At 44.8% G+C, this 24,745-nt stretch carries 23 protein-coding genes and 1 tRNA gene; 23 read left to right on the plus strand and 1 reads right to left on the minus strand.

Translation table 11 applies throughout. The annotated features are described in order from the left end of the window. Positions 1-15 precede the first annotated feature (15 nt). From pstA to xerD, 22 genes are all read left to right on the plus strand, one after another. Positions 16-942: a phosphate ABC transporter permease PstA gene (gene pstA / locus MRK00_06835; protein MDR4517086.1), complete on the plus strand. Its 927-nt coding sequence runs from the start codon at positions 16-18 to the stop codon at positions 940-942. A gap of 4 nt (positions 943-946) precedes the next feature. Beyond that, entirely contained in the window at positions 947-1,729 is a 783-nt protein-coding gene (gene pstB, locus MRK00_06840) for a phosphate ABC transporter ATP-binding protein PstB (GenBank protein ID MDR4517087.1), read from the plus strand. Positions 1,730-1,937: 208 nt separating this feature from the next. Further along, positions 1,938-2,696, plus strand: coding sequence for a triose-phosphate isomerase (tpiA, locus tag MRK00_06845; protein MDR4517088.1), 759 nt, complete (start codon positions 1,938-1,940; stop codon positions 2,694-2,696). Positions 2,697-2,714: 18 nt separating this feature from the next. Next, on the plus strand, positions 2,715-3,107 hold the full coding sequence (secG, locus tag MRK00_06850) for a preprotein translocase subunit SecG (protein ID MDR4517089.1): 393 nt from the start codon (positions 2,715-2,717) through the stop codon (positions 3,105-3,107). A 48-nt stretch (positions 3,108-3,155) separates the two neighbouring features. Then, positions 3,156-3,240 (plus strand) — tRNA-Leu (locus MRK00_06855). An 80-nt stretch (positions 3,241-3,320) separates the two neighbouring features. Continuing rightward, positions 3,321-3,677, plus strand: a complete 357-nt coding sequence (locus MRK00_06860) for an NADH-quinone oxidoreductase subunit A (GenBank protein MDR4517090.1) — start codon at positions 3,321-3,323, stop codon at positions 3,675-3,677. A 4-nt stretch (positions 3,678-3,681) separates the two neighbouring features. Continuing rightward, positions 3,682-4,158, plus strand: coding sequence for an NADH-quinone oxidoreductase subunit B (locus MRK00_06865; protein ID MDR4517091.1), 477 nt, complete (start codon positions 3,682-3,684; stop codon positions 4,156-4,158). 8 nt (positions 4,159-4,166) lie between these two features. Beyond that, complete coding sequence (locus MRK00_06870; GenBank protein MDR4517092.1) at positions 4,167-4,790, plus strand: NADH-quinone oxidoreductase subunit C; 624 nt, start codon at positions 4,167-4,169, stop codon at positions 4,788-4,790. A 44-nt stretch (positions 4,791-4,834) separates the two neighbouring features. Further along, on the plus strand, positions 4,835-6,088 hold the full coding sequence (locus MRK00_06875) for an NADH-quinone oxidoreductase subunit D (GenBank protein ID MDR4517093.1): 1,254 nt from the start codon (positions 4,835-4,837) through the stop codon (positions 6,086-6,088). A 5-nt stretch (positions 6,089-6,093) separates the two neighbouring features. Further along, a complete protein-coding gene (gene nuoE / locus MRK00_06880) occupies positions 6,094-6,570 on the plus strand; it encodes an NADH-quinone oxidoreductase subunit NuoE (protein ID MDR4517094.1) in 477 nt (158 codons plus the stop codon). Further along, positions 6,567-7,844 carry an NADH-quinone oxidoreductase subunit NuoF gene (gene nuoF, locus MRK00_06885; GenBank protein ID MDR4517095.1) on the plus strand — a complete coding sequence of 426 codons (1,278 nt, stop codon included), beginning with the start codon at positions 6,567-6,569 and terminating at the stop codon, positions 7,842-7,844. Before nuoE ends, nuoF begins: the two co-directional genes overlap by 4 nt. Positions 7,845-7,934: 90 nt before the next feature. Then, the gene (gene nuoG, locus MRK00_06890; protein ID MDR4517096.1) at positions 7,935-10,334 is read left to right on the plus strand and encodes an NADH-quinone oxidoreductase subunit NuoG; all 2,400 of its coding nucleotides are present in this window, start codon (positions 7,935-7,937) and stop codon (positions 10,332-10,334) included. 21 nt (positions 10,335-10,355) lie between these two features. Next, positions 10,356-11,453: an NADH-quinone oxidoreductase subunit NuoH gene (gene nuoH / locus MRK00_06895; protein MDR4517097.1), complete on the plus strand. Its 1,098-nt coding sequence runs from the start codon at positions 10,356-10,358 to the stop codon at positions 11,451-11,453. Positions 11,454-11,467: 14 nt separating this feature from the next. Next, a complete protein-coding gene (gene nuoI, locus MRK00_06900; protein ID MDR4517098.1) occupies positions 11,468-11,956 on the plus strand; it encodes an NADH-quinone oxidoreductase subunit NuoI in 489 nt (162 codons plus the stop codon). A 19-nt stretch (positions 11,957-11,975) separates the two neighbouring features. After that, complete coding sequence (locus MRK00_06905; protein MDR4517099.1) at positions 11,976-12,584, plus strand: NADH-quinone oxidoreductase subunit J; 609 nt, start codon at positions 11,976-11,978, stop codon at positions 12,582-12,584. A gap of 46 nt (positions 12,585-12,630) precedes the next feature. Further along, entirely contained in the window at positions 12,631-12,936 is a 306-nt protein-coding gene (gene nuoK / locus MRK00_06910; protein ID MDR4517100.1) for an NADH-quinone oxidoreductase subunit NuoK, read from the plus strand. 56 nt (positions 12,937-12,992) lie between these two features. Next, positions 12,993-14,933, plus strand: coding sequence for an NADH-quinone oxidoreductase subunit L (gene nuoL / locus MRK00_06915; protein MDR4517101.1), 1,941 nt, complete (start codon positions 12,993-12,995; stop codon positions 14,931-14,933). Between the two features lie 74 nt (positions 14,934-15,007). Further along, positions 15,008-16,492, plus strand: coding sequence for an NADH-quinone oxidoreductase subunit M (locus tag MRK00_06920; protein MDR4517102.1), 1,485 nt, complete (start codon positions 15,008-15,010; stop codon positions 16,490-16,492). A 46-nt stretch (positions 16,493-16,538) separates the two neighbouring features. Continuing rightward, positions 16,539-17,984: an NADH-quinone oxidoreductase subunit NuoN gene (gene nuoN, locus MRK00_06925; protein ID MDR4517103.1), complete on the plus strand. Its 1,446-nt coding sequence runs from the start codon at positions 16,539-16,541 to the stop codon at positions 17,982-17,984. 207 nt (positions 17,985-18,191) lie between these two features. Next, the gene (htpG, locus tag MRK00_06930; protein ID MDR4517104.1) at positions 18,192-20,114 is read left to right on the plus strand and encodes a molecular chaperone HtpG; all 1,923 of its coding nucleotides are present in this window, start codon (positions 18,192-18,194) and stop codon (positions 20,112-20,114) included. A gap of 191 nt (positions 20,115-20,305) precedes the next feature. Next, positions 20,306-20,809, plus strand: a complete 504-nt coding sequence (locus tag MRK00_06935) for a methylated-DNA--[protein]-cysteine S-methyltransferase (protein ID MDR4517105.1) — start codon at positions 20,306-20,308, stop codon at positions 20,807-20,809. Continuing rightward, positions 20,796-21,710 (plus strand): site-specific tyrosine recombinase XerD, encoded by a 915-nt coding sequence (gene xerD, locus MRK00_06940; GenBank protein MDR4517106.1) that lies wholly within the window; start codon positions 20,796-20,798, stop codon positions 21,708-21,710. Before MRK00_06935 ends, xerD begins: the two co-directional genes overlap by 14 nt. Before the next feature lie 49 nt (positions 21,711-21,759). Here the strand turns inward: xerD and lysS are convergent, their stop codons facing one another. After that, positions 21,760-23,271: a lysine--tRNA ligase gene (lysS, locus tag MRK00_06945; GenBank protein MDR4517107.1), complete on the minus strand. Its 1,512-nt coding sequence runs from the start codon at positions 23,269-23,271 to the stop codon at positions 21,760-21,762. Positions 23,272-23,761: 490 nt separating this feature from the next. On the opposite strand from lysS, the gene MRK00_06950 reads away from it, so the two are divergent. Next, entirely contained in the window at positions 23,762-24,712 is a 951-nt protein-coding gene (locus tag MRK00_06950; GenBank protein MDR4517108.1) for a hypothetical protein, read from the plus strand. Positions 24,713-24,745 lie beyond the last annotated feature (33 nt).

Genomic DNA, 24,745 nt, shown 5'->3' on the forward strand with positions numbered 1-24,745 from the left:
TTCAGTATGTGACGCATGAGAAATGTAAATAATCTGAGCGAGCTCAGAAAAATAATCGAACATCATAAACGCTGGGATTTGTTGTTTATGATTACCGGTATCATTGCATTAATGATTGCAATACTGACGTTTATCGCATTATTTACACAGATGTTGATTGATGGCATGCCGCGATTGTCCTGGGATTTTTTTACTTCTTTTCCATCTCGCCGCCCAGAAGCTGCGGGAATATTGTCGGCCTGGGTTGGGACTACATTGGTGATGTTAGTAACTGCAGTATCTGCCGTTCCCTTGGGTATTGGCGCAGGCGTTTATCTTGAAGAATATGCACCAAAGAATTTTTTCACCGAAATTATAGAAATCAATGTGACCAATTTGGCGGGCGTGCCTTCAATCATATATGGATTGCTTGCTTTAGGCTTGTTTGTATATCAGTTAGGCTTTGGGCAAAGTATTCTTGCCGCTGGCCTGGCTTTGGCTTTGTTGATTTTGCCGGTAGTTATTGTTGCAACGCGTGAAGCGATCAGGGCGATACCTATTGCAATTCGTGAAGGCGCTTACGCATTAGGCGCAACTAAATGGCAGACGGTTTCGGATCATTTGTTACCGTATTCGGCTGCTGGCATTCTAACTGGGATTATTATTGGGTTGGCCAGAGCTATTGGCGAAACAGCGCCGATAATTACAATTGGCGCTTTGACGTTTATAGCTTTCTTGCCACCGTCACCTGTAACCGATGAATTTCCTTTTATTTCGTTTGAATGGCTGACTGCGCCATTTACAGTGATGCCGATACAGATGTTTAACTGGGTATCAAGACCGGAAGAGGCGTTTCAATTAAATGCAGCGGCAGCTGGACTGGTATTGGTTGTCATGACACTAACGATGAATGGATTGGCAATTTATTTGCGTTATCGCATGCGTAAGAATATTAAATGGTAGAGAAATGCAAAATAGTACGGAGTTAAATCAGTACAAATCAGAGGTAAAGAATCTGAGCTTTTATTACGGTACTTTTAATGCATTGAAAAATATCGATATGGTGCTGCATGACAAAAAAATTACAGCGCTAATCGGCCCCTCAGGTTGTGGGAAATCGACATTTCTGAGATGTTTTAATCGAATGCATGACTTGTATCCGGGAAATCGTTATGAAGGAGACATTATTCTTTATCCGGATGATGTAAACATCTTGTTGCCTAAAGTTGATCCGATAGAAGTGCGAATGCGAATCAGCATGGTTTTTCAAAAACCCAATCCATTTCCAAAATCAATTTATGAGAATGTTGCATATGGTTTAAGAGTAAGAGGAATAAGACAACGCGCAATACTTGATGAAAAAATTGAAGACGCGCTTCGTAATGCAGCCCTTTGGGATGAAGTAAAGGACCGGCTTTATGATCTTGCATTCAACCTTTCGGGTGGTCAGCAGCAACGATTATGTATAGCACGTGCATTAGCAACTGATCCTGAGATATTATTGTTTGATGAACCGACATCCGCATTAGATCCAATAGCAACTGCAAGTATTGAGGAGCTCATTGCAGATCTTAAAGATAAAGTCACTATTCTAATAGTGACGCATAACATGCAACAAGCTGCACGCGTTTCTGATTATACAGCGTATATGTATCTCGGAGAGTTAATTGAATTTGATGAAACAGATACGATATTTATCAAACCAAAAAATAAGCAAACAGAAGATTACATAACAGGCCGCTTTGGCTAATCAAGCTTTTTTTCCGAACATTTAAAGCTGATAAAGGTCTATAAACAGACTGTTCTGCTTCATTCGAGCGTTTCCAAGCAGCTGATAATTTGGCGTTTTTTGTTAATATTTATGGCTTTGTTGAAATGCCTGTAACTTGCGATGAGATTGACTAGTTGGTCAATCAGAGGTAGCATCGCCCCTTTTGAGAAAGCAAGGAATTTAAAAAATGCGAGAAAAACTGGTAGCTGGTAACTGGAAAATGCATGGTAACCTTAAAGAAAATGATGCACTATTAAGTGCAATGGTTGCTGGAATTTCAGTGCTGGGAACTGATGCCAGTTATGCAGTTTGTGTACCCTATCCTTACTTGGCTTTTGCGCAGTCTAAACTAGAAGACACAAAAATAAAATGGGGTGCGCAGAATGTCAGTCAACATGAAAAAGGCGCTTTCACTGGAGAAGTATCGGCTGCAATGTTGAATGATTTTGATTGCACTTACGCAATAGTAGGTCACTCAGAAAGAAGAATGTTTTATGGTGAAAGCAGTCAAGTCGTCGCTGAGAAATATGTCGCTGCACAAAAAGCAGGCCTGACGCCTATATTGTGTGTCGGTGAAACACTGGAGCAGCGGGATTCGGGTACAACTGAGCAGGTAATCGATGAGCAATTAAGTGCAGTGATAACATCGGCAGGCGTTGATTCGTTGGCAAAGGCGGTTGTTGCTTACGAACCGGTTTGGGCGATTGGAACGGGCAAGACAGCCACGCCTCAACAGGCTCAAGATATACATCGCTTTATAAGGCAAGGCATTGCTAAACAGAATTCGGAAGTTGCTGCTAACTTGACGATATTGTATGGCGGCAGTGTAAAAGCAAATAATGCTGCTGAGCTTTTTGCAATGTCCGATATTGACGGTGGTTTGATTGGTGGCGCATCGCTGATCGCAGATGAATTTATTGCTATTTGCAAGGCAATACAAAGTTAAATTTATTGGAGTTACACGTTGGAAACTTTGGTTTGGTCTATTCATGTAATATTAGCGGTGGTATTAATCGTGCTAGTATTACTGCAACATGGTAAAGGTGCTGATATGGGTGCTGCCTTTGGCAGCGGATCGGCAGGAAGTTTATTTGGTGCAAGTGGTTCAGCGACTTTTTTAAGTAGAACAACAGGAATAGTTGCTGCAATTTTTTTTGTGACCAGCATGAGTTTGACTTATCTTTCGATGAATCAATCAGAAGATCTGGGCGTGATGAGTTTGATGGGTGAAATTGAAGAAAATCAAGATGCCACACCGTCAGAACAACTCAATCTAGAATCAGATGCTGAGGAAGTGGTTGCCCCGAGCATTTCCGAAAGTGAAGGTGCATCGAAAGCAAACCAGATACCGGATTAGGAATGTATAAAGGGTATTTTAATACCTTGACGTAAATATAGTCGAGCCGCCGACGTGGTGGAATTGGTAGACACGCCGTCTTGAGGGGGCGGTGGCGAAAGCTGTGCGAGTTCGAGTCTCGCCGTCGGCACCAAGTGAATGGTTGGTATCTTCATATCGTCTCTTTTTAAATAAACATCTTCAGACTGTCAATTTATACAGTAAAATATAGCTATGCTTGAAAATTATTTTCCGATTTTATTATTCCTGATTATAGGGTTTGTAGTTGGCGCCGGTTGCATGATCGGCGGGTGGATGATGGCGCCCAATCGTCCAGATAAAGAAAAGTTATCTGCGTACGAATGCGGTTTTGAAGCGTTTGAAGATGCGCGGATGAAATTCGATGTGCGCTATTATCTTGTTGCGATATTGTTTATTTTATTTGACTTGGAAATCGCGTTTCTATTTCCCTGGGCGATCGTGCTTGACGAAATAGGATTATTTGGTTTTGTCGCAATGATGGTGTTTCTTGGCATACTAGTGGTGGGTTTCGTGTACGAATGGGTGCGTGGCGCATTGGAGTGGGATTAAGGTTATGAGTATTGAAGGCGCCTTGGAAAAAGGCTTTATAACAACAAACCTGGATTCGGTAATTAATTGGGGACGGACCGGGTCGATGTGGCCGATGACATTTGGCTTGGCCTGCTGTGCCGTGGAAATGATGCAAACAGGTGCCTCGCGTTACGATCTTGATCGTTTCGGTATTGTGTTTCGGCCAAGTCCGAGGCAGTCAGATGTGATGATAGTTGCGGGTACGTTGTGCAATAAAATGGCCCCTGCGCTTAGAAAAGTATACGATCAGATGGCTGAACCGCGCTGGGTAATCTCTATGGGTTCATGTGCAAATGGTGGTGGTTATTACCATTATTCATACTCTGTGGTGCGCGGGTGTGACCGCATTGTACCGGTTGATATTTATGTTCCGGGATGCCCGCCAACTGCTGAGGCGTTGCTCTATGGCATTATACAGTTGCAAAACAAGATTCACCGTACCAACACGATTGCGCGGTAGGTAGGGGCATGAATACAGATCAACAACAAGTATTGGTTGAAGCGCTGACAAATATTCTGGCTGATCGTCTGGTGAGCAAGCATCAATTGTTTGATGAACTGACAATTGTGGTTCATGCCAAAGATGTCTGTTCGGTGAGCGAAATCTTGCGAGATCATAAAGATTTAAGTTTCGATACACTGATAGATTTGTGTGGTGTCGATTACTCGACCTATGGGGATAATTCGAATGCGTTGGGTCAATCGGATGGCAGGCGGTTTGCAGTCGTTTATCATTTGCTTTCAGTGAACCTCAATCAGCGACTGAGAATGAAAGTATTTGCGGAAGATAATGAATTTCCGGTAGTTGATTCTGTAATGGATATCTGGCCGGTTGCAAACTGGTTTGAGCGTGAAGCCTTCGATCTTTACGGAGTTGTTTTTGCTGGACATTCGGATTTAAGAAGAATACTTACTGACTATGGATTTGTGGGTAATCCGTTTCGTAAGGATTTTCCGATATCAGGATACGTTGAAATGCGCTACGATGAAGAACAAAAACGAGTCATTTATCAGCCGGTCAGCATAGAGCCACGTGAAATAACGCCGCATGTTATTCGTGAGAAAAACTATGGCGATAGTCATACGGAATAGCGTTGTGCTTGAATGATAAAAATTTGAATATCTAAAAACAAGAAATGGCAGAAATAAGAAATTACACCATGAATTTTGGACCTCAGCATCCAGCTGCGCATGGAGTGCTGCGATTGGTGTTGGAATTGGATGGGGAGGTGGTGCGGCGCGCCGATCCGCATATCGGATTATTGCATCGCGCAACCGAGAAACTCGCAGAAAACAAAACCTATCTGCAATCCGTTCCCTACATGGACCGGTTGGACTACGTTTCAATGATGGTCAATGAACATGCTTATGTGATGGCTATCGAGAAACTGCTGGAGGTAGATGTCCCAATCAGGGCGCAATATATTCGCGTCATGTTTGACGAGATCACGCGGATCTTGAATCATTTGCTGTGGATTGGTGCGCATGCACTGGATGTTGGAGCAATGACCATGTTTCTCTATGCGTTTCGTGAAAGAGAAGACCTTATGGATTGCTATGAGGCAGTATCCGGAGCGAGATTGCATGCTGCTTATTACAGGCCGGGTGGGGTGTATCGCGATTTACCTGACACCATGCCGCAATATCAATCTTCAAAAATACACAATGAGAAACAAACAAAAATAAGAAATCAAGCCAGAGAAGGTTCGCTACTGGATTTCATTGAGGATTTTACCGAACGTTTTCCGGCTTACGTCGATGAATACGAGACCTTGTTGACAGATAATCGTATCTGGAAGCAGCGGCTTGTTGATGTCGGTGTGGTGTCACCTGAGCGCGCCAAAGCGCTTGGTTTTACCGGACCGATGTTGCGGGGATCGGGGGTGGAGTGGGATTTGCGAAAAAAACAACCTTATGAGGTTTATGACCGGGTGGATTTTGACATTCCGGTTGGTGTCAATGGCGACTGCTATGACCGCTATTTGGTGCGTATGGAAGAATTCCGTCAGTCCAATCGTATTATCAAACAGTGTGTTGATTGGTTACGCAAGAATCCGGGGCCGGTAATTACTGATAATCACAAGATTGCGCCGCCGTCGCGTGTGGATATGAAACAGAATATGGAAGAAATGATACATCATTTCAAATTGTTCTCAGAAGGTTTTCACGTGCCGACAGGAGAGGCCTATGTTGGTGTTGAACACCCTAAAGGAGAGTTCGGTATCTATTTGGTATCAAATGGTGCGAACAAGCCTTATCGCCTGAAAATCCGTGCGCCTGGTTTTGCGCATCTGGCGGCAATGGATGAGATGTCGCGCGGGCATATGATCGCTGATGTGGTGGCAATCATCGGCACACAAGATATAGTATTTGGTGAAATAGATAGATAATTGAGATGTTAAGCGCTGAATCCTTAGAAAAAATAGACCGCGAAATAGCGAAATATCCTGCTGACAAAAAGCAATCCGCAGTGATGTCGGCTTTGGCAATTGCTCAGAATGAAAAAGGATGGTTGGCAAATGAAACAATGGATTTTGTTGCAGACTACCTGGGTATGCCGCCCATAGCGGTATATGAAGTTGCTACATTCTACAATATGTACGACCTTGAACCGGTCGGTCAGTACAAAATAACAGTCTGTACGAATTTGCCCTGTGCATTATCCGGGGGAAATCAAGCGGCTGACCACCTTAAACAAAAATTGGGAATAGGATTTAATCAAACAACACCTGATGGGAAGTTTACGTTGAAGGAAGGCGAGTGTATGGGTGCTTGCGGAGATGCGCCGGTAATGCTGGTTAACAACAGGCGCATGTGCAGTTTCATGTCCAACGAAAAAATAGATGAAATGTTGGAGGAATTAAAAAAATGAAACAGTATCCACTTACATTGCTCAATGGCGTAGATCCGTCAGATCCCGACAATTGGCGTCTGAGCAGCTATTTAAGACGCGAGGGTTACGCAGCTCTTAGAAGAATTCTGTCTAATAAGATTCCGCCGGAAGAAATTATCGAAGAGGTCAAAAAATCGGCGCTGCGTGGGCGAGGTGGTGCGGGATTTCCGACCGGCTTAAAATGGAGTTTTATGCCCAAGGATTATCAGGGCGATAAATATATCGTTTGTAATTCTGATGAAGGAGAACCCGGTACTTTTAAAGACCGTGATATTTTGCACTATAACCCGCATCTTTTGATCGAAGGTATGATCATAGCCGCATATGCAATGGGTGCAAAAGCGGGCTATAATTACATCCATGGTGAAATATGGGCGACCTATGAGCGCATGGAAGAAGCGGTTGAGGAAGCGCGAGCAGCTGGCTATCTTGGAAATAGTATACTGGGATCATCTTTCAGTTTTCAACTTTATAATCACCATGGGTATGGCGCGTATATTTGTGGTGAAGAGACGGCGCTGCTTGAATCCATAGAAGGTAAAAAGGGGCAGCCACGCTTTAAACCGCCTTTTCCGGCAAATTATGGTCTTTATGGAAAACCAACAACCATAAACAATACAGAAACATTTGCGTCGGTTCCCTGGATTATTCGTAATGGAGGCGAGCAATATCTGAAATTGGGCAAGCCCAATAATGGCGGCACCAAGATTTTCTCTGTTTCCGGTCATGTCAATAAACCGGGCAATTACGAAATTCCGCTCGGGACACCATTTGCCGAGCTGCTTGAGCTTGCCGGTGGCATGCGTGGTGGCCGCAAGCTGAAAGGTTGTATACCTGGTGGTTCATCAATGCCTGTGTTGCCAGGCGATATCATGATGGCAACAGATATGGATTATGATTCCATCGCAAAGGCCGGCTCCATGCTGGGATCAGGCGCAGTTATCATTATGGATGAAACAACTTGCATGGTTAGAGCGCTTGAACGTTTATCCTATTTTTATTTTGAGGAATCCTGCGGTCAATGTACGCCGTGTCGGGAAGGAACAGGATGGCTTTACCGGATCGTCCATCGTATTGAGCATGGAAAAGGGCGTCAGGAAGATCTCGATTTACTGGATGATATCGCAGATAATATTCAGGGAAGAACGATTTGTGCGTTAGGTGATGCTGCTGCGATGCCGGTACGCGCCATGATTCAGCATTTTAGAGATGAATTTGCCTATCATATTGAACATAAGAAATGCATGGTGTAAATGTTTAGGCGACACGCTCAGTTAATTTATAAGTAGATAAGTGAACACTTTTTCTATTTTAGAAACTTTTAATAACAAGAATTTTAGCCGATGGTCAATATTGAAATCGACGGGAAACAAGTATCTGTACCTAAAGGAAGTACCATCATGGATGGTGCCAAGGAGGTCGGAGTCTATATTCCGCATTTTTGCTATCACAAAAAATTATCCATAGCGGCGAATTGTCGTATGTGCCTGGTGCAGGTGGAAAAAGCACCAAAGCCATTGCCGGCATGTGCAACGCCAGTTATGGATGGTATGAAAGTATATACCCATTCGAAACAGGCCGTGACGGCACAAAAAGGCGTCATGGAATTCTTATTGATCAACCATCCATTGGATTGTCCTATTTGCGACCAAGGTGGTGAGTGTCAATTACAAGATCTGGCGGTTGGTTATGGTGCAAGTGGCTCGCGTTATCAGGAAGCAAAACGTGTCGTCGCCAATAAAAATCTTGGTCCTTTAATTTCCACCGATATGACGCGTTGCATACACTGTACGCGTTGTGTCCGTTTTGGTCAGGAAATTGCAGGTATTATGGAACTCGGCATGGCCGGGCGTGGCGAACATTCAGAAATACTGTCTTTTGTCGGTAAAACCATAGATTCTGAATTGTCGGGTAATGTGATAGATCTTTGCCCGGTCGGCGCATTGGTGAGCAAGCCGTTCCGTTATTCCGCGCGAACCTGGGAGCTGTCCCGCAGAAAATCAATTAGCCCGCATTGTGGTTTAGGATCTAATTTAATCGTTCAGGTTAAACATGACCGGGTGATGCGAGTACTTCCACGAGATAACGAAGCAATCAATGAGTGCTGGTTGTCAGATAAAGATCGTTTTTCCTACGAAGGATTGAATTCAGAAGACCGTTTAACGCAGCCGATGATCAAGCAAGATGGTCAGTGGAAGGAATGTGGATGGCAAGAGGCTTTGGAATTTACGGCGAATAAGCTCATCGAAATCAAAGAAAATTTTGGCGCTCAAGCGCTGGGCGCGCTAGGTTCTGCACATAGCACGACAGAAGAATTGTATCTGCTGCAAAAATTGATGCGTGGACTGGGAAGCGGAAATATCGATCATCGCCTGCGTCAATCCGATTTTAGTGCAGATAAACAATTACGTGGCATACCTTGGCTAGGAACCAGTATTGCGGCAATTTCGGAATTGAAATCAATTCTGATTGTGGGCAGCACTTTACGTAAAGACCATCCGTTAATCGCGCAGCGAATCAGACAGGCTGTGAAGACAGGTGCACAACTGAATATTGTAAATCCTGTCGATGATGATTTATTGACAAGGATTAGTAACAAAGCCATTGTAGCTCCGGAAACGATTGCAAGAACGTTAGCAGAAATTCTAAAAGCAGCGATAGAAATCAAGGACGTCGGGCAACCGGAAGCACTGGGCGGATTATTAGCATCGATACAGGTCGGCGAAAATGCGAGCGCAATTGCTGCCAGCTTGATAGACAATGCGCCTGCGGCAGTCTATTTGGGAAATATCGCGCGGCACCATCCAGATTATACGAAAATTCATGTGCTATCAAGTGCAATTGCGGAGATTACCGGAGCAAGCTTTGGTATTCTGGGAGAAGCGGCCAATAGTGTTGGCGCTTATATGGCAGGCGCCGTGCCGGATATGACGGGCATTTCTGCGACAGTTAGCTTATTTCAACATGCGCCGACTGGCTTAAATGCCGTACAAATGTTGCAAGGTGCTATGGATAATAAATGCCGCGGACTCATTTTGATGAATGTTGAGCCGGAATGCGATACCTATAATGCACAGCAGTCGTTGAAAACCGTAGCATCATCCGATTTTGTAGTATCGCTGAGTGCATATCAGGGTCGTGCGCAGGAATATGCTGATGTATTGCTACCCATTGCTCCATTTACTGAGACATCGGGAACATTTGTCAATACCGAAGGGCGTGTTCAGAGTTTTAATGGCGTTGTTGCGCCACTGGGAGAAGCCAGGCCTGCATGGAAAGTACTGCGAGTCATGGCTAATTTACTGAATTTGGATAATTTCAACTACGAAACCTCCGAACAGATTCGTGATGAAATTTTCTCGGAAGGCACCGAACTCGGTAAATATCTGAGTAATAACCTAAGAAGTTCGGTATTTAGTCTGGAAACGAATAGTGAAAACGCGATATACCGTATCGGAGAAGTGCCCATTTATATGGCTGATCCAATTGTTCGGCGAGCCCAGTCTTTGCAGGAAACTCGGGATGCAGTCTCGATTGCTGCGTGGATGACTTCTGAATTAATGGAAAAAATAGGTGTCACCACTGGGGATCAAGTCAGCATCAAACAGGGCGATGAGGTTGCAATACTGCAAGTTGTCTGTGATGACAAATTACCTGCTAATTGTGTACGAATTCCCTGCGCACATTCCAAAACTTCCAAACTGGGCGCACTCTTCGGGGAAATATTGGTAGAAAAATTGTAATGCTAAGGATTGAGATTTTTGATGGAATCTATACAACAACTGTTTGAACAGTTTTTTGGAACGGAATGGGGTTCCATGTTGTTTTCGCTTGCGACAAATGTGACATTTATTTTTGCCATTGTCGTTCCATTGCTGCTTGGCGTAGCCTATTTGACTTTTGCCGAGCGTAAGATCATAGCTTATATGCAAATACGCGTGGGTCCCAATCGCGTTACTTTCTTTGGGATACCCTGGTTACGCGGATGGGGGCAGCCGATAGCTGATGCCGTGAAGGCGTTAATGAAAGAAATTGTTATTCCGACAGGTGCAAACAAGTTTCTGTTTATATTGGCGCCGATCTTGACCATAATGCCCGCTCTGGCAGCATGGGCAGTAGTGCCGTTTTCTGCTGAACTGGTATTGGCTGATATTAATGCAGGTTTGCTTTATATATTGGCAATGACATCAATGGGTATTTACGGTGTGATCATCGCGGGCTGGGCGTCTAATTCAAAATATGCTTTTTTAGGTGCGATGCGTTCAGCAGCGCAGGTAGTTTCCTACGAACTTGCGATGGGCTTTGCGCTGGTGTGTGTGCTCATGATGTCGCAAAGTCTGAACCTGGGCGATATCGTTAATGGTCAGCAAGGTGGCAGTATGCTGCACTGGTATTTGATTCCATTGTTTCCCATGTTTCTGGTTTATTTTATATCCGGTGTGGCGGAGACAAACCGGGCGCCATTTGATGTGGCTGAGGGTGAATCGGAAATTGTTGCGGGTTTTCACGTCGATTATTCGGGAATGGCGTTTACGGTATTTTTTCTGGCTGAATATGCCAACATGATACTGGTTGCAACATTAACTGCACTGATGTTTCTTGGCGGGTGGTTGCCACCTCTGGATATTGCGCCACTCAATATGATTCCAGGTTTTATCTGGTTATTGTTAAAAATAGCATTCTTGTTATTCTTTTTTCTTTGGTTCCGTGCGACATTCCCAAGATATCGCTATGACCAGATTATGAGACTGGGTTGGAAAGTATTCATTCCAATAACGCTGGTTTGGATAGTTGTACTGGGACTGATTATGCAGCTGCCAGAATCTGTTCGGAATGATTTTCCATTCAATCTTTGGTTCTAAAAAGAGAACGTATTATGAATCGAATCAAAAAGTTTTTTAGCACTTTTCTGTTGCTGGAATTATGGAAGGGAATGATGGTTACTGGGCGATATCTGTTTAAGCCCAAAATAACCGTACATTATCCTGAAGAAAAAACACCTCAGTCGCCACGTTTTCGCGGGCTGCATGCGCTGAGACGTTATCCGAACGGAGAAGAGCGTTGTATTGCATGCAAGCTCTGTGAAGCGGTGTGTCCGGCTATGGCAATTACCATTGATTCAGAACAGCGCGAGGATGGTACAAGAAGAACAACACGATATGATATCGATCTCGCTAAATGTATATTCTGTGGATTTTGTGAAGAATCCTGCCCTGTCGACTCGATTGTTGAAACACGTATCCTTGAATATCACGGTGAAAAACGTGGCGATTTAATTTACACCAAAGAGATGCTGCTTGCCATTGGAGATCGTTATGAGGAACAGATTGCCAAGGATAGAGAAGCGGATGCGCCTTATCGATGATACACGCTGGTAAATACGAATGAATTTTCAGGACATCATTTTTTATTTTTTTTCTGCAGTGCTTATCGCTTCGGCGCTAGGCGTGATAACTGTACGCAACCCGGTTTATTCCGCTTTGCTGTTGGTTCTGGCTTTTGTAACCTGTGCGGGACTATGGTTATTACTGGAAGCTGAGTTTCTTGCCATCACACTGGTTCTGGTTTATGTCGGGGCAGTCATGGTGCTTTTTTTATTCGTCGTAATGATGCTGGATATTAATCTGGATAAGTTGCGCGAAGGTTTCTGGAAGTGGTTTCCCTTGGGGGGAGTGGTTGCGCTGGTAATGGTTGTTGAAATTGCGATGATCATGTTTGGCAATCACTTTAGCTTGGCAGAAATGCCGGCACCGGAACCCAAAGCCGCTGATTACAGTAATACCAAAGAATTAGGTCGGGTGCTTTATACAGAGTATGTTTATGCATTCGAGCTGGCGGCGGTTTTGCTGCTGGTGGCAATGGTTGCAGCAATTGCGCTGACATTGCGTCAACGGGAAGATAAAAAATCGCTTGATATTGCGAAACAAGTCAGCGTTAAAAAACAAGACCGCTTACGTATAGTTTCAATGCCTGCAGATAAAAAGAATTCGTAAATCTGCGCGATTGTTATAACAATTTGAATTTAAAAGAGGTAGTTACTTGGTATCGTTATCTCATTATCTGGTGCTTGGGGCAATTTTATTTGCAATAGGTATTGTAGGCATTTTTCTCAACAGAAAAAATGTCATTATCATACTGATGTCAATTGAGTTGATGCTACTGGCTGTGAATATGAATTTTGTTGCATTTTCACATTATCTGCAGGATATATCCGGACAGGTATTTGTATTTTTTATCCTAACCGTTGCTGCGGCAGAAGCAGCAATCGGTTTGGCAATACTGGTCGTGTTATTCCGGAATTTGCGTACGATTAATGTAGATGATCTGGACAAATTGAAAGGCTAGAACAATTTCTATTTGAATAAGAAAATTATAACTGACATTTAAATAAGTAGATTGAGATGCAAACACTTTATTTACTGGTTCCGATAGCGCCGCTGGTCGGTGCTATCGCAGCCGGGTTATTTGGCCGCTATCTTGGCACAGTATGGAGCCATCGCGTAACCATTTCGTTGGTCTTTGTTTCCTTTATAGCATCCCTGATTATTTTTAAGGATGTACTGGACGGCAATGTATTCAACGGTACTGTATATACATGGTTGGTAACCGGAAACACAAGCTTTGAAATTGGTTTTCTGATTGATCAATTATCTGCAACTATGATGGTTGTGGTCAGCTTGGTTTCGCTCATGGTGCATATTTATACCATCGGTTATATGCATGGCGATCCGGGCTATCAACGTTTCTTCAGTTATATTTCATTGTTTACCTTTTCGATGATGATGCTGGTTATGTCGAATAACTTCCTGCAGCTGTTTTTTGGTTGGGAAGCGGTCGGGCTGGTATCGTATTTATTGATTGGCTTCTGGTATACACGGCCGACAGCAATTTACGCCAATATGAAGGCATTTCTGGTAAACAGAGTCGGCGATTTCGGCTTTTTACTGGGTATTGCGCTGGTATTAGTCTATTTTGGTACACTGGACTACGCCACTGTGTTTGAGCAGGCACCGGATGTTGCGGGACAAACGATTGAATTAATACCGGGTACATCCTGGTTGGTTATTACTGTGATTTGTATTTTGCTGTTTATCGGTGCAATGGGTAAATCTGCGCAGTTTCCGTTACATGTCTGGTTGCCGGATTCAATGGAAGGCCCCACACCTATTTCAGCCCTCATTCACGCTGCAACAATGGTTACTGCCGGAATTTTCATGGTTGCGCGCATGTCCCCTTTGTTCGAATTGTCAGATGTTGCGCTTTCGACGATTTTGGTTGTTGGCGGAATTACAACGCTGTTCATGGCACTTGTCGCAGTCGTGCAAAATGACATTAAACGTGTAGTCGCTTACTCAACGTTGTCACAACTAGGCTATATGACGGTGGCGCTCGGTGCATCGGCTTATTCGGCCGCGATTTTCCATTTGATGACGCATGCATTCTTCAAAGCAGTGCTATTCCTTGGCGCAGGCTCTGTGATTATTGCCATGCACCATGAACAGAATATGGAAAAAATGGGTGGATTGAAAAAATATATGCCCATTACCTACTGGACCATGTTTATTGCGGCATTGGCCAGTGCAGGCGTACCCGGTTTCTCAGGTTTCTTTTCAAAAGATGCCATTATTGAAGCCGTAGGGTTTGCAGATATACCCGGTGTGGGATTCGCGTACTTCTGTGTACTGACGACTGTATTTGTCACAGCACTCTATACGTTTAGATTGTTGTTCCTGACTTTTCATGGGCAACCGCGCATGGACGAACATACCAAGGCGCATTTGCATGAATCGCCGTGGGTTGTGACGCTGCCACTGGTGATACTGGCTATCCCCACGGTTGGGGCGGGATGGTTTATTGGGCCAATAGTATTTGGTGATTATTTCAATAATGTCATACACGTACTGCCTGAGCATGCAGCGATTGAAAAGCTTGGCGCCGAATTCACGGGTGTAGGCGGCATGATGGTTCATGCGCTGACAACCGCGCCTTTCTGGTTATCTGTCGCGGGTATTTTTACGGCCTGGTTTTTGTATACAGTCAGAACCGATATTCCTGGCAAGATTAAAAAGGCGTGTGGTCCGATATATACAATACTGGATCGTAAATACTACATTGATGAATTGTATTCGTGGCTATTCGCAGGCGGTTCAAGGGCGCTTGGTACGGGACTATGGAAGTTCGGGGATATTAAACTAATCGATGGATTGATCGTTAATGGATCAGCCAGGCTGGTCGGTTGGATTGCCACGCTGGTTAGACGATTCCAGACCGGATATATCTACCACTACGCGTTTACAATGATAGTCGGAATTTTTGCAATCTTGACCCTGTGGTTATATTAAGTATTTGCTGTTATATCACAGTAAACCGCTGCAGCTTGGAACTGATAAACACTAACAAATAGAACGGAATAAACATGTTGTTTGGTCTCCCACTTTTAAGTTTGATTATTTGGTTACCAATTCTAGTTGGTATCGCCGTATTTGCTACCGGGGATGATCGCAATGCGCAGTTGGCACGCTGGATAGCGTTTGCAGGATCGATATTGGGTTTTTTGGTGGCGATACCACTTTACACAGGGTTTGATCCTGCATTAAGCACAATGCAATTTGTTGAGAATCGCCCTTGGTTCGAACGATTTAATGTCAATTATCACATTGGCGTAGATGGCATATCCATGCCGCTAATTTTGCTGAACTGTATTACGACACCACTCGTTGTAATTGCCGGATGGCAGGTTATACAGGAGCGTGTGTCTCAATACATGGGCGCATTCCTGATCATGTCGGGTATCGTCAATGGCGTTTTTTCATCATTGGATGCCATGCTTTTCTATGTTTTTTGGGAAGCATCATTAATACCGATGTTTTTGATTATTGGTATTTGGGGTGGTCCAAACCGGGTCTATGCGGCAATCAAGTTTTTTCTGTATACCCTGCTTGGTTCGTTATTGATGTTAGTCGCCTTTATTTATCTGTATCAGTCGGCTGGGGGCAGCTTCTCGATTGAAGAATTCCATCAATTACCTATACCATTTAATGCACAGATCCTGATTTTTATCGCATTCCTGCTTGCTTTTGCGGTAAAAGTGCCGATGTGGCCAGTGCATACCTGGTTGCCGGATGCGCATGTGGAGGCGCCGACAGGAGGTTCAGTCGTACTGGCGGCAATTATGCTCAAGCTGGGCGGCTATGGTTTTCTGCGGTTCTCGTTGCCGATAGTCCCGGATGCAAGCCATTATCTGGCTGAAATGATGATTGTGCTGTCGCTGGTGGCTGTCGTATATATTGGTCTTGTTGCGTTGATGCAGGCCGATATGAAGAAGCTGATCGCCTATTCGTCAGTTGCCCATATGGGTTTTGTGACCCTCGGTTTTTTTCTGTTTAATGCTTACGGCATAGAAGGCGCCATGGTGCAAATGATTTCACATGGTTTTATCTCCGGCGCCATGTTCCTGTGTGTGGGTGTTTTGTACGATAGACTGCATTCAAGACAAATTGCAGACTACGGTGGCGTTGTCAATAAAATGCCGGTTTTTGCCGCATTCTTTATGTTGTTTGCAATGGCGAATGCAGGCTTGCCGGGGACCAGCGGGTTTGTCGGTGAATTCATGGTCATTATGGGTGCGATGAAGGTTAACTTCTGGTATGCGTTTCTTGCCGCGACGACACTTATTTTCGGCGCAGCATATACATTATGGATGTATAAACGCGTGATATTTGGTGCAGTTGCCAGTCCGGCTGTAGAAGGCCTGCAGGATATTTCCAAGCGCGAATTCGTTGTGCTTGCCATACTGGCGTTAGCGGTATTATGGCTGGGTGTTTATCCATTCCCGTTAACCGATGTCATGCATGCTACTGTGGATAATCTGCTGGTGCATGTGGGCAACAGCAAGCTGTAATTAAACTCCAGAATAATAAATTTCTCGAGATGAGGATGAACGATTAATGAATTTTTTACCACCTGATTTTACACCAGCCTATTCTGAGATTTTTATACTTGTAATGGTGTGCGTGGTTATGCTGGTAGATCTGGCAGCTGGTGAAGCAAGGCGCTACATCACCTACTTATTGACACAGGCAACGTTGCTGGGGTGCGCATTCCTGACTTTTGTGTCGTTTTCAGCGGAAACAACATTCACATTTTCCGGCATGTTTGTAGATGATGCGATGGCGGATATCCTGAAAATAATGGTCTATGGCACAGTATCCGCAGTGTTGATTTATTCATATACCTATGTGCGTGAACGTGGAATCTTGACAGGCGAATTTTTCTGCCTAATTCTATTTGCCACACTCGGCATGATGGTAATGATTTCTGCCAGTCATTTCCTGACACTTTACATCGGGCTGGAGCTGCTTTCATTGTCGCTATATGCGCTGGTTGCACTACGCCGGGATTCCATTGTGGCGACAGAAGCGGCGATGAAATTTTTTGTACTCGGTGCTTTGGCCTCAGGCTTTCTTTTATACGGCATGTCCATGGTTTATGGAGCGACCGGTTCGCTGCATATCGCTAATGTTTCAGAAGCGATTAAGAATGGTGTCGGTAATCACGAGGTACTGGTCATTGGGCTAGTCTTTATCGTAGCAGGATTAAGCTTTAAGCTGAGTGCGGCGCCTTTTCATATGTGGGCGCCCGATGTTTACGAAGGTGCGCCAACAGCCATAACCCTGTTTATTGGTTCTGCCCCCAAGTTGGCTGCATTTGCATTTGTGATGCGCTTGCTCGTTGAAGGGCTGGGCGAGATGGTGACAGACTGGCAAGGTATGCTCATTATCCTTGCCGTAATGTCAATGGCGGTGGGCAATATTGCTGCAATTGCACAAACAAATATCAAGCGCATGCTCGCGTATTCGACCATTTCTCATATGGGTTTTTTGATACTCGGGTTTATCAGCGCGGATTGGAATGGTTATAGCTCTGCATTGTTTTATGTCATTACTTATGTACTGATGACATTGGGTATTTTTGCAATGGTTATGATGTTGTCGCGCAGTGGATTCGAAGCGGAAAATATCAGCGATTTCAAAGGACTCAGTAAGCGTAACCCATGGTACGCATTTATCACATTGCTACTCATGTTCTCATTGGCAGGCATTCCGCCGATGGTCGGTTTTTATGCCAAGCTCGCCGTTTTGCAAGCTGTTGTGAATGCCGGGTTCATCTGGCTGGCAGTCGCTGCGGTCATCTTTTCGCTCATTGGCGCCTTTTATTATTTGCGTATTGTCAAGTTCATGTATTTTGATGCACCAGATACTGAAGAGCCGATCACCGTTAACAGTGATGTCAAAGTACTGATCAGTGTCAATGGGATTGCTGTACTTATCCTGGGAATATTTCCTCAATCGCTGATGGGGTTGAGCCTTTACGCAATTCAAAACTCGATGTAACGTATTGATTGCCAGCAAAATGGCCACTCTGTCGACATTTTGCTGGTCAATTCAGATTAAATCCTTATATATTAATTTTCATTCCTTTATTCTAGGCTTGCAGGTTTTTAACGACCTGATAATTGCCTGAGTCACATCTTCAAGGCAACTTGAAATTCAGAATATTGCCCCCATTATTAATCATCTGATTTTTTTAAGGAGAGAACTGTGCAAGCTGAAACAACAAAAGAACATCTGAGTTTTCAGGCCGAGGCGAAACAACTGCTCAAGTTGATGATTCATTCCTTATACAGCAACAAGGAAATATTTCTGCGTGAATTAATATCGAACGCTTCAGATGCTGCGGATAAGCTACGTTTTGAAGGCCTGACGGATGCCGCATTGTATGAATCCGATTCAGAATTACAAATCCGGATCAGTTATGATTCCGAGGCGCGGACAATTCGTATCGTTGATAATGGTATAGGCATGTCCCGTCAGGAGGTCATTGACCATATCGGTACAATTGCGAAATCGGGTACCCGCGAGTTCTTTGATTCATTAACCGGTGATCAGGTTAAAGACGCGCATTTAATTGGCCAGTTTGGTGTCGGTTTTTATTCGGCGTTCATCGTTGCCGACAAGGTAACAATCAATACACGGCGTGCGGGTTTGACAGCAGAGCATGGCGTAAGTTGGGAATCTGCAGGTGAGGGTGATTACACACTGGAAACCATCGAGAAAGAAGCACGTGGTACGGAGATTATTCTTCATTTGCGTGAAGGCGAAGACGATCTGCTCAACGGCATGCGTCTGCGCAATATTATTCGACGATATTCTGATCATATTACATTGCCGATACTGATGAAAAAGGAAGAATGGTCGGATGAAGAAAAGAAAAACACGATTACTGACGAAGATGAAACCATCAATCAGGCAAATGCATTATGGGCGCGTCCAAAAAACGAAATAACTCAAGAGCAGTATCATGAATTTTATAAACATGTTGCGCATGATTTTGAACCGCCGCTAACCTATGTGCATGCACGGGTAGAAGGCCGGCAAGAATACACTCAATTGCTCTATATTCCCTCGCGTGCACCTTTTGATTTGTTTGACCGTGAACATCGTCATGGGATTAAGCTGTATGTGCAACGCGTATTTATCATGGACGACGCAGAAAAATTGATGCCGAATTATCTGCGCTTTGTGCGTGGCGTTATCGATTCCAATAATCTGCCGTTGAATGTTTCACGCGAAATTCTGCAGGAATCGAAAGACATCGAATCAATCCGCGCAGGGTCTATCAAAAAAGTATTGGGTTTGATTGAAGATCTCGCGAAAGGTGAATCAGAAGAAGACCAGGAAAAGTTTAAAACCTTTTACCGAGAGTTTGGTCAGGTCATGAAAGAAGGCGTCGGTGAGGACTTTTCCAATCGCGACAGGATTGCTAAATTGTTACGATTTGTGACCACATCCAGCGAAACTGATGAACCGACCGTTTCTCTCGAGGAATATGTCGGCAGGATGAAAGAAGGTCAGGAGAAAATATATTTTGTTACGGCGGACAGCTTAAAAGCAGCAAAAAGCAGCCCGCACCTGGAAGTATTCCGCAAGAAAGGGATAGAGGTACTTTTGCTGGCTGACAGGGTGGACGAGTGGCTTGTCAGTCATCTGACCGAGTTCGAAGGAAAACAGTTGCAATCCGTGGCCAAGGGTGGCCTGGATCTTGGCAATCTGGAAGACGAAGCAGAGAAAGAAGAGCAAAAAAAAGAAGCCGATGAATATCAGGATCTTGTCGAGCGCATGAAAAAAACGCTTGAAGACAAAGCGAAGGATATACGCGTAACGCTGCGTTTGACTGAATCACCAGCATGTCTTGTGGCTGATACCTATGACATGGGCGGTAATCTCGAACGGTTGTTAAAACAGGCAGGACAGCAAGTAAATCACAGTAAACCGATTCTGGAAATTAATCCGCATCATCCGATGGTAAAACGGCTCAAAACTGAAGATAAATATTTTGAAGACTGGAGTCACATCCTGTTTGACCAGGCTTTGCTGGCGGAAGGCGGACAGCCGGAAGATCCTGCCGCCTTTGTGAAACGGCTCAACGATTTATTATTATCCACGTCGTTGAATGGACAGTAATTAACGTATCTTCTGACTTTCCTTTCCTTACAAGCTTCCCGTCAGACATCGTCTGATTGGGAGGCTTTGATATCTGTTTAAATTATTTTAAGCGTGCCCAATATGCAACTTTAGTACAATTTTGAAGTCTATGAGATTATGCTATAAATGCTTTTTTATATCGGAATCTCAAAGTGTTAGAACAAAAAAGCGTGAGCAAGATCAAGAATCATCAAAAAGTTGTTGCCGATAACCGTTTTCAGGCCAGAATACATGCGCCTTTTGCTGTTCTTGGCATATGTACAGACGAGGACTGGTTGACCGAAATTGATTATCTGCCGCTGAATACCCCGCTTATGACACCAAGCACGCCATTGGCGAAAGAAGTCTGTGCGCAATTGCAGGCTTATTTGACAAATCCCCGTTATACATTTGATCTCTCCCTTCATATCAGCGGGACAGTGCATCAACGGCGCGTGTGGGAGCAAATTCAGGGTGTTCCGAGTGGTCACACCTGCAGTTATGCAGAAATTGCGGAAAAGATACATTCAGCACCCAGAGCCGTAGGGCGCGCCTGCGGTGCGAATAAAATCCCAATTGTGATACCGTGCCATCGAATCATTGCAAAAAATGGCAGTTTAGGAGGTTTTATGAATGCCAGAGAAGGAGAACCACTGGATATCAAACGGTGGTTGCTGCAACATGAGAGTGTCTGAAAAAAACGCGGCAATACTCGACGAGTTTTTCGATATGCTATGGTTGGAAGATGGCCTTTCGCGCAATACATTGCAGAGTTATCGCAATGACTTGCAGCTTTTTGCGGATTGGCTCAGTAAGCAGGAACAACGGGAACAGGAATCGCTTATTGATGCGACGCATTCTGATTTGCTCGAATTTCTGGCAGCCAGAGTATCAGCCAAAGTCAAAGCCAGCACTACGAGCCGAGAATTGTCAAGCATGAAGCGGTTTTATCGTTATTTACTGCGTCAGGGAAAAATAACGATTGACCCGAGTCTGAATATCGATCCACCCAAATTACTCCGCAATCTACCGGAAAGTTTAACTGAAGAAGAAGTTGAGCAACTATTGAATGCGCCCAATTTGAGCAATCCGTTAGGTTTGCGTGACCGGGCTATGCTGGAAGTGCTGTATGCCACAGGTCTGCGCGTCTCAGAGCTGATCAATTTAAAATTTTCACAAGTCAGTCAGGACATGGGTGTGGTCAAAGTAATGGGTAAAGGCAGGAAAGAACGCCTGACACCGCTTGGTGAGGAATCGCTTGAGTGGTTAAATCGATATACCCGGCAGTCCCGCCCATTGTTGCTGCAAGGCATTGTAACGGATACCGTATTCGTTACTTCACGAGGCGGCGCAATGACCCGGCAGGCGTTCTGGTATCTGATCAAGCGTCATGCACGGACGGTCGGAATCAAGAAACATCTTTCCCCGCATACCTTGCGGCACGCGTTTGCTACACATTTATTGAATCATGGCGCGGATTTGCGCGTGGTGCAGTTATTGTTGGGTCATGCGGATATTTCGACGACACAAATCTATACGCATATTGCACGTGAACGATTAAAGCTACTGCATAGCATGCATCATCCCAGAGGGTAATGTTTATTCCGGCCGTATAGCGTGGCCGGGTATAAAAACGCTGAATGGATTAATCCTCGCGGCGCAGTTGCGGAAAAAGAATCACATCGCGAATACTCGGGCTGTCTGTAAAAAGCATTACCAGCCGGTCAATGCCGATACCTTCGCCAGCCGTAGGCGGTAGTCCGTATTCGAGCGCCCTGATATAGTCGGCATCATAATGCATAGCTTCGTGATCACCTGCATCCTTGGCCCTGGCTTGTTCCATGAAGCGCTCAGCCTGGTCTTCCGGGTCGTTTAGCTCGGAAAATCCGTTGGCAATCTCGCGTCCGGCGATATACAGTTCGAAACGGTCAGTGACTTCGGGATTCTGGTCATTGCGGCGCGCCAGTGGAGACACTTCCGCCGGATAGTCAATAATAAATGTCGGTTCAAACAGCAAATGTTCGATAGTTTCGTCAAAAAGTGACAATTGCAAACCGCCGATCCCGTCATGCGGGTTGTAATGAATGTTGAGCGCCGTTAAATGCTGTATCAGAAAGTTTCGGTCGGCAAGTTGATTTGCCGTGTATTCGGGATGGAATTTCATCAGCGCCTGGGTGATGGTGATGCGATTAAATGGTTTGCTGAAGTCGATTTCGCGTTCCTGATAAATCAATGTTGTGGTTCCCAATACCGTTTGCGCCACAAATCGCAGTAGTTCTTCTGTGAAATCCATCAGATAGCTGAAATCCTGGTACGCTTCGTAAAATTCCAGCATGGTAAATTCCGGGTTATGCCGCGTCGAAATTCCTTCATTCCTGAAGTTTCGATTGATTTCAAAGACTTTTTCCATGCCGCCGACAACCAGCCGCTTGAGGTAAAGTTCAGGCGCGATGCGCAAAAACAATTCCATATCCAGCGCATTATGGTGCGTGGCAAAAGGCCGTGCGGTAGCGCCGCCCGGAATCGGGTGCATCATCGGCGTTTCCACTTCGAGATAATCGCGCGCAACAAAGAAATCACGCATTGCCTGGATAATTCTTGAACGTATTGTAAAAACCTTGCGGGTGTCTTCATTGGTTATCAAATCAAGATACCGTTGACGGTATTTTTGTTCCTGATCGGTCAGGCCGTGAAACTTTTCCGGTAAAGGCCGCAGCGATTTGGTCAGCAAGTGTAATTGGGTGACACGTATCGATAGCTCGCCTGTCTTGGTTTTAAACAGCGTGCCTTCAGCACCGAGAATATCGCCGAGGTCATAATGCTTGAATGCGGTATGGGACGATTCGCCGGTATCATTATTGGAAATATACAACTGAATACGTCCACTCATATCCTGGATGGTGGCGAAACTTGCCTTGCCCATCACGCGCTTGAGCATCATGCGCCCGGCAACTTTGGCTGAAATCGGTGTAGTCTCGAGCGCCTCCTTGGAATGACCGTCATAGTGCGCATGCAACGATGAAGCCAGATGCTCGCGCCGGAAAGTATTTGGGAACGCATTACCATTCTGGCGCAACGCAGCCAGCTTGGCGCGGCGCTCGGCAATAATCTGGTTTTCATCGGATTGGGTCGAAGCGGATGGATTTTCCTCGGTCATAATAGTTTTTATTTTGAATAGTTGTATTCATTACATGTGTTATGGGGTCTTAATTATACGACGTACAGTTGATTTTCGTCATGGCGACGTTCAGTACTTGCAAAATACATGCGGAATGTGTGTTTTGTCTTGGGTGCCTCGATCCGGAGCTGGTGAGGTTTGTGCTACACAATTCATAGTAGATCCCGCCCTTTTGATTGAGGAAAAGAAGATGACGGCTCTATATACAACTGAAGTCTTCATTATTTTGTGAAATTTTTTGCATTGCAATCAATTGCTCAAGGGGATGACATGATTACAGTTTTGCGATTGATATTGGAATAAAGTTTTTTTTGGCCTGATTACACAAATTCCAGAAATACGCTGTGATTTTTATCACATCACATAATTCCCTGTTTTTTTAACATGCGGAACGTGGTTTTACTATTGCAACTGAAAACAGTTTTTAGATTTTAAAACCGGTTTTGCTGTCGAAATAGAGGAGAGAGATATGAAAAGTAACATGTTAGTGGTCCTATTATGTGCAACATTCATGTTGAGTCAAACCAGCTGGGCTACCGGAAATAAAAATAACCGGGGTGTCGATGTCGCGGTGATTAAAGCCGAAAATGCGACCGGCTGGAATCGGCATCTAGGCCAGGTGCGGTATGAATGGGACTTTCTATCGGCTGATTTGCGCACAGCGGGCGCCAATACCGCAGGTGTTTATAATCCGGGACACAGTCAACCGATGCCGATTACACCGGATACACCGATGGATGCGGTTTTGGCGACGATTGTCGACCCAGATTTGAATATCGTTTTTCCGGGGGCATTAGATGCTTTTCCACCGAATCCGGCGGGGATAAATGTGCCGTTGCGTGATGTCGGTACCTGGACGTCTGGCTTGATTAATCATCGCAACGCCGATATGAATGCACCATTGGTCGATCATAGCCGTGTGACATTACCATTTCACTCTGAAGCGAGTATCGCAGTTCAGGCCCAAGCGGAACCCGGTTCACCGGACCCGATTACCCTTGGAGACTGGCTTAAGGCTACCGGTAAAATGAAAATTCGTTGTAAACCCGATGGCAGTGCGCATTTGCGAATCAGTGTCAGTGATTTAATCCCAAACAGGGCCTATACCGTATGGGCGATGTGGCATAGAGCCGATGGCGCGATTTTCCCGCAACCGTATGGTGGCGTGCCGAATGGTTATATTACCGATAACAATGGTGATGCTGTCTACGAGCGCTATTTGAATTATTGCCCGACCGAGGCTGCGAAATATGGAATCGAAGGTAACAGACTGTTATCCATCATCACCCATCTGCATTCAGACCATATTCTTTACGGTGCCGTGCCAACACCGACGGCAACCGGTTTTCCGCCTGGAACGGTTTTGCACATGCAACTTGAATGGAATTTCCCAGGAACGGGCGTGCGTTTAATCGACTGATTGTCAGTAAGAATAGTGACCAATTATTTTGAG

Source organism: Nitrosomonas sp., from assembly GCA_031316255.1.
In the GTDB taxonomy this organism is placed as follows: domain Bacteria; phylum Pseudomonadota; class Gammaproteobacteria; order Burkholderiales; family Nitrosomonadaceae; genus Nitrosomonas.

Bases quoted from the DNA above. Each gene is read 5' to 3' on its own strand.
- pstA (MDR4517086.1), top strand. From the start codon at position 16: ATGAGAAATGTAAATAATCTGAGCGAGCTCAGAAAAATAATCGAACAT.
- pstB (MDR4517087.1), top strand. From the start codon at position 947: ATGCAAAATAGTACGGAGTTAAATCAGTACAAATCAGAGGTAAAGAAT.
- tpiA (MDR4517088.1), top strand. From the start codon at position 1,938: ATGCGAGAAAAACTGGTAGCTGGTAACTGGAAAATGCATGGTAACCTT.
- MRK00_06860 (MDR4517090.1), top strand. From the start codon at position 3,321: ATGCTTGAAAATTATTTTCCGATTTTATTATTCCTGATTATAGGGTTT.
- MRK00_06865 (MDR4517091.1), top strand. From the start codon at position 3,682: ATGAGTATTGAAGGCGCCTTGGAAAAAGGCTTTATAACAACAAACCTG.
- MRK00_06870 (MDR4517092.1), top strand. From the start codon at position 4,167: ATGAATACAGATCAACAACAAGTATTGGTTGAAGCGCTGACAAATATT.
- MRK00_06875 (MDR4517093.1), top strand. From the start codon at position 4,835: ATGGCAGAAATAAGAAATTACACCATGAATTTTGGACCTCAGCATCCA.
- nuoE (MDR4517094.1), top strand. From the start codon at position 6,094: ATGTTAAGCGCTGAATCCTTAGAAAAAATAGACCGCGAAATAGCGAAA.
- nuoF (MDR4517095.1), top strand. From the start codon at position 6,567: ATGAAACAGTATCCACTTACATTGCTCAATGGCGTAGATCCGTCAGAT.
- nuoG (MDR4517096.1), top strand. From the start codon at position 7,935: ATGGTCAATATTGAAATCGACGGGAAACAAGTATCTGTACCTAAAGGA.
- nuoH (MDR4517097.1), top strand. From the start codon at position 10,356: ATGGAATCTATACAACAACTGTTTGAACAGTTTTTTGGAACGGAATGG.
- nuoI (MDR4517098.1), top strand. From the start codon at position 11,468: ATGAATCGAATCAAAAAGTTTTTTAGCACTTTTCTGTTGCTGGAATTA.
- MRK00_06905 (MDR4517099.1), top strand. From the start codon at position 11,976: ATGAATTTTCAGGACATCATTTTTTATTTTTTTTCTGCAGTGCTTATC.
- nuoL (MDR4517101.1), top strand. From the start codon at position 12,993: ATGCAAACACTTTATTTACTGGTTCCGATAGCGCCGCTGGTCGGTGCT.
- MRK00_06920 (MDR4517102.1), top strand. From the start codon at position 15,008: ATGTTGTTTGGTCTCCCACTTTTAAGTTTGATTATTTGGTTACCAATT.
- nuoN (MDR4517103.1), top strand. From the start codon at position 16,539: ATGAATTTTTTACCACCTGATTTTACACCAGCCTATTCTGAGATTTTT.
- xerD (MDR4517106.1), top strand. From the start codon at position 20,796: ATGAGAGTGTCTGAAAAAAACGCGGCAATACTCGACGAGTTTTTCGAT.
- lysS (MDR4517107.1), bottom strand. From the start codon at position 23,271: ATGACCGAGGAAAATCCATCCGCTTCGACCCAATCCGATGAAAACCAG.
- MRK00_06950 (MDR4517108.1), top strand. From the start codon at position 23,762: ATGAAAAGTAACATGTTAGTGGTCCTATTATGTGCAACATTCATGTTG.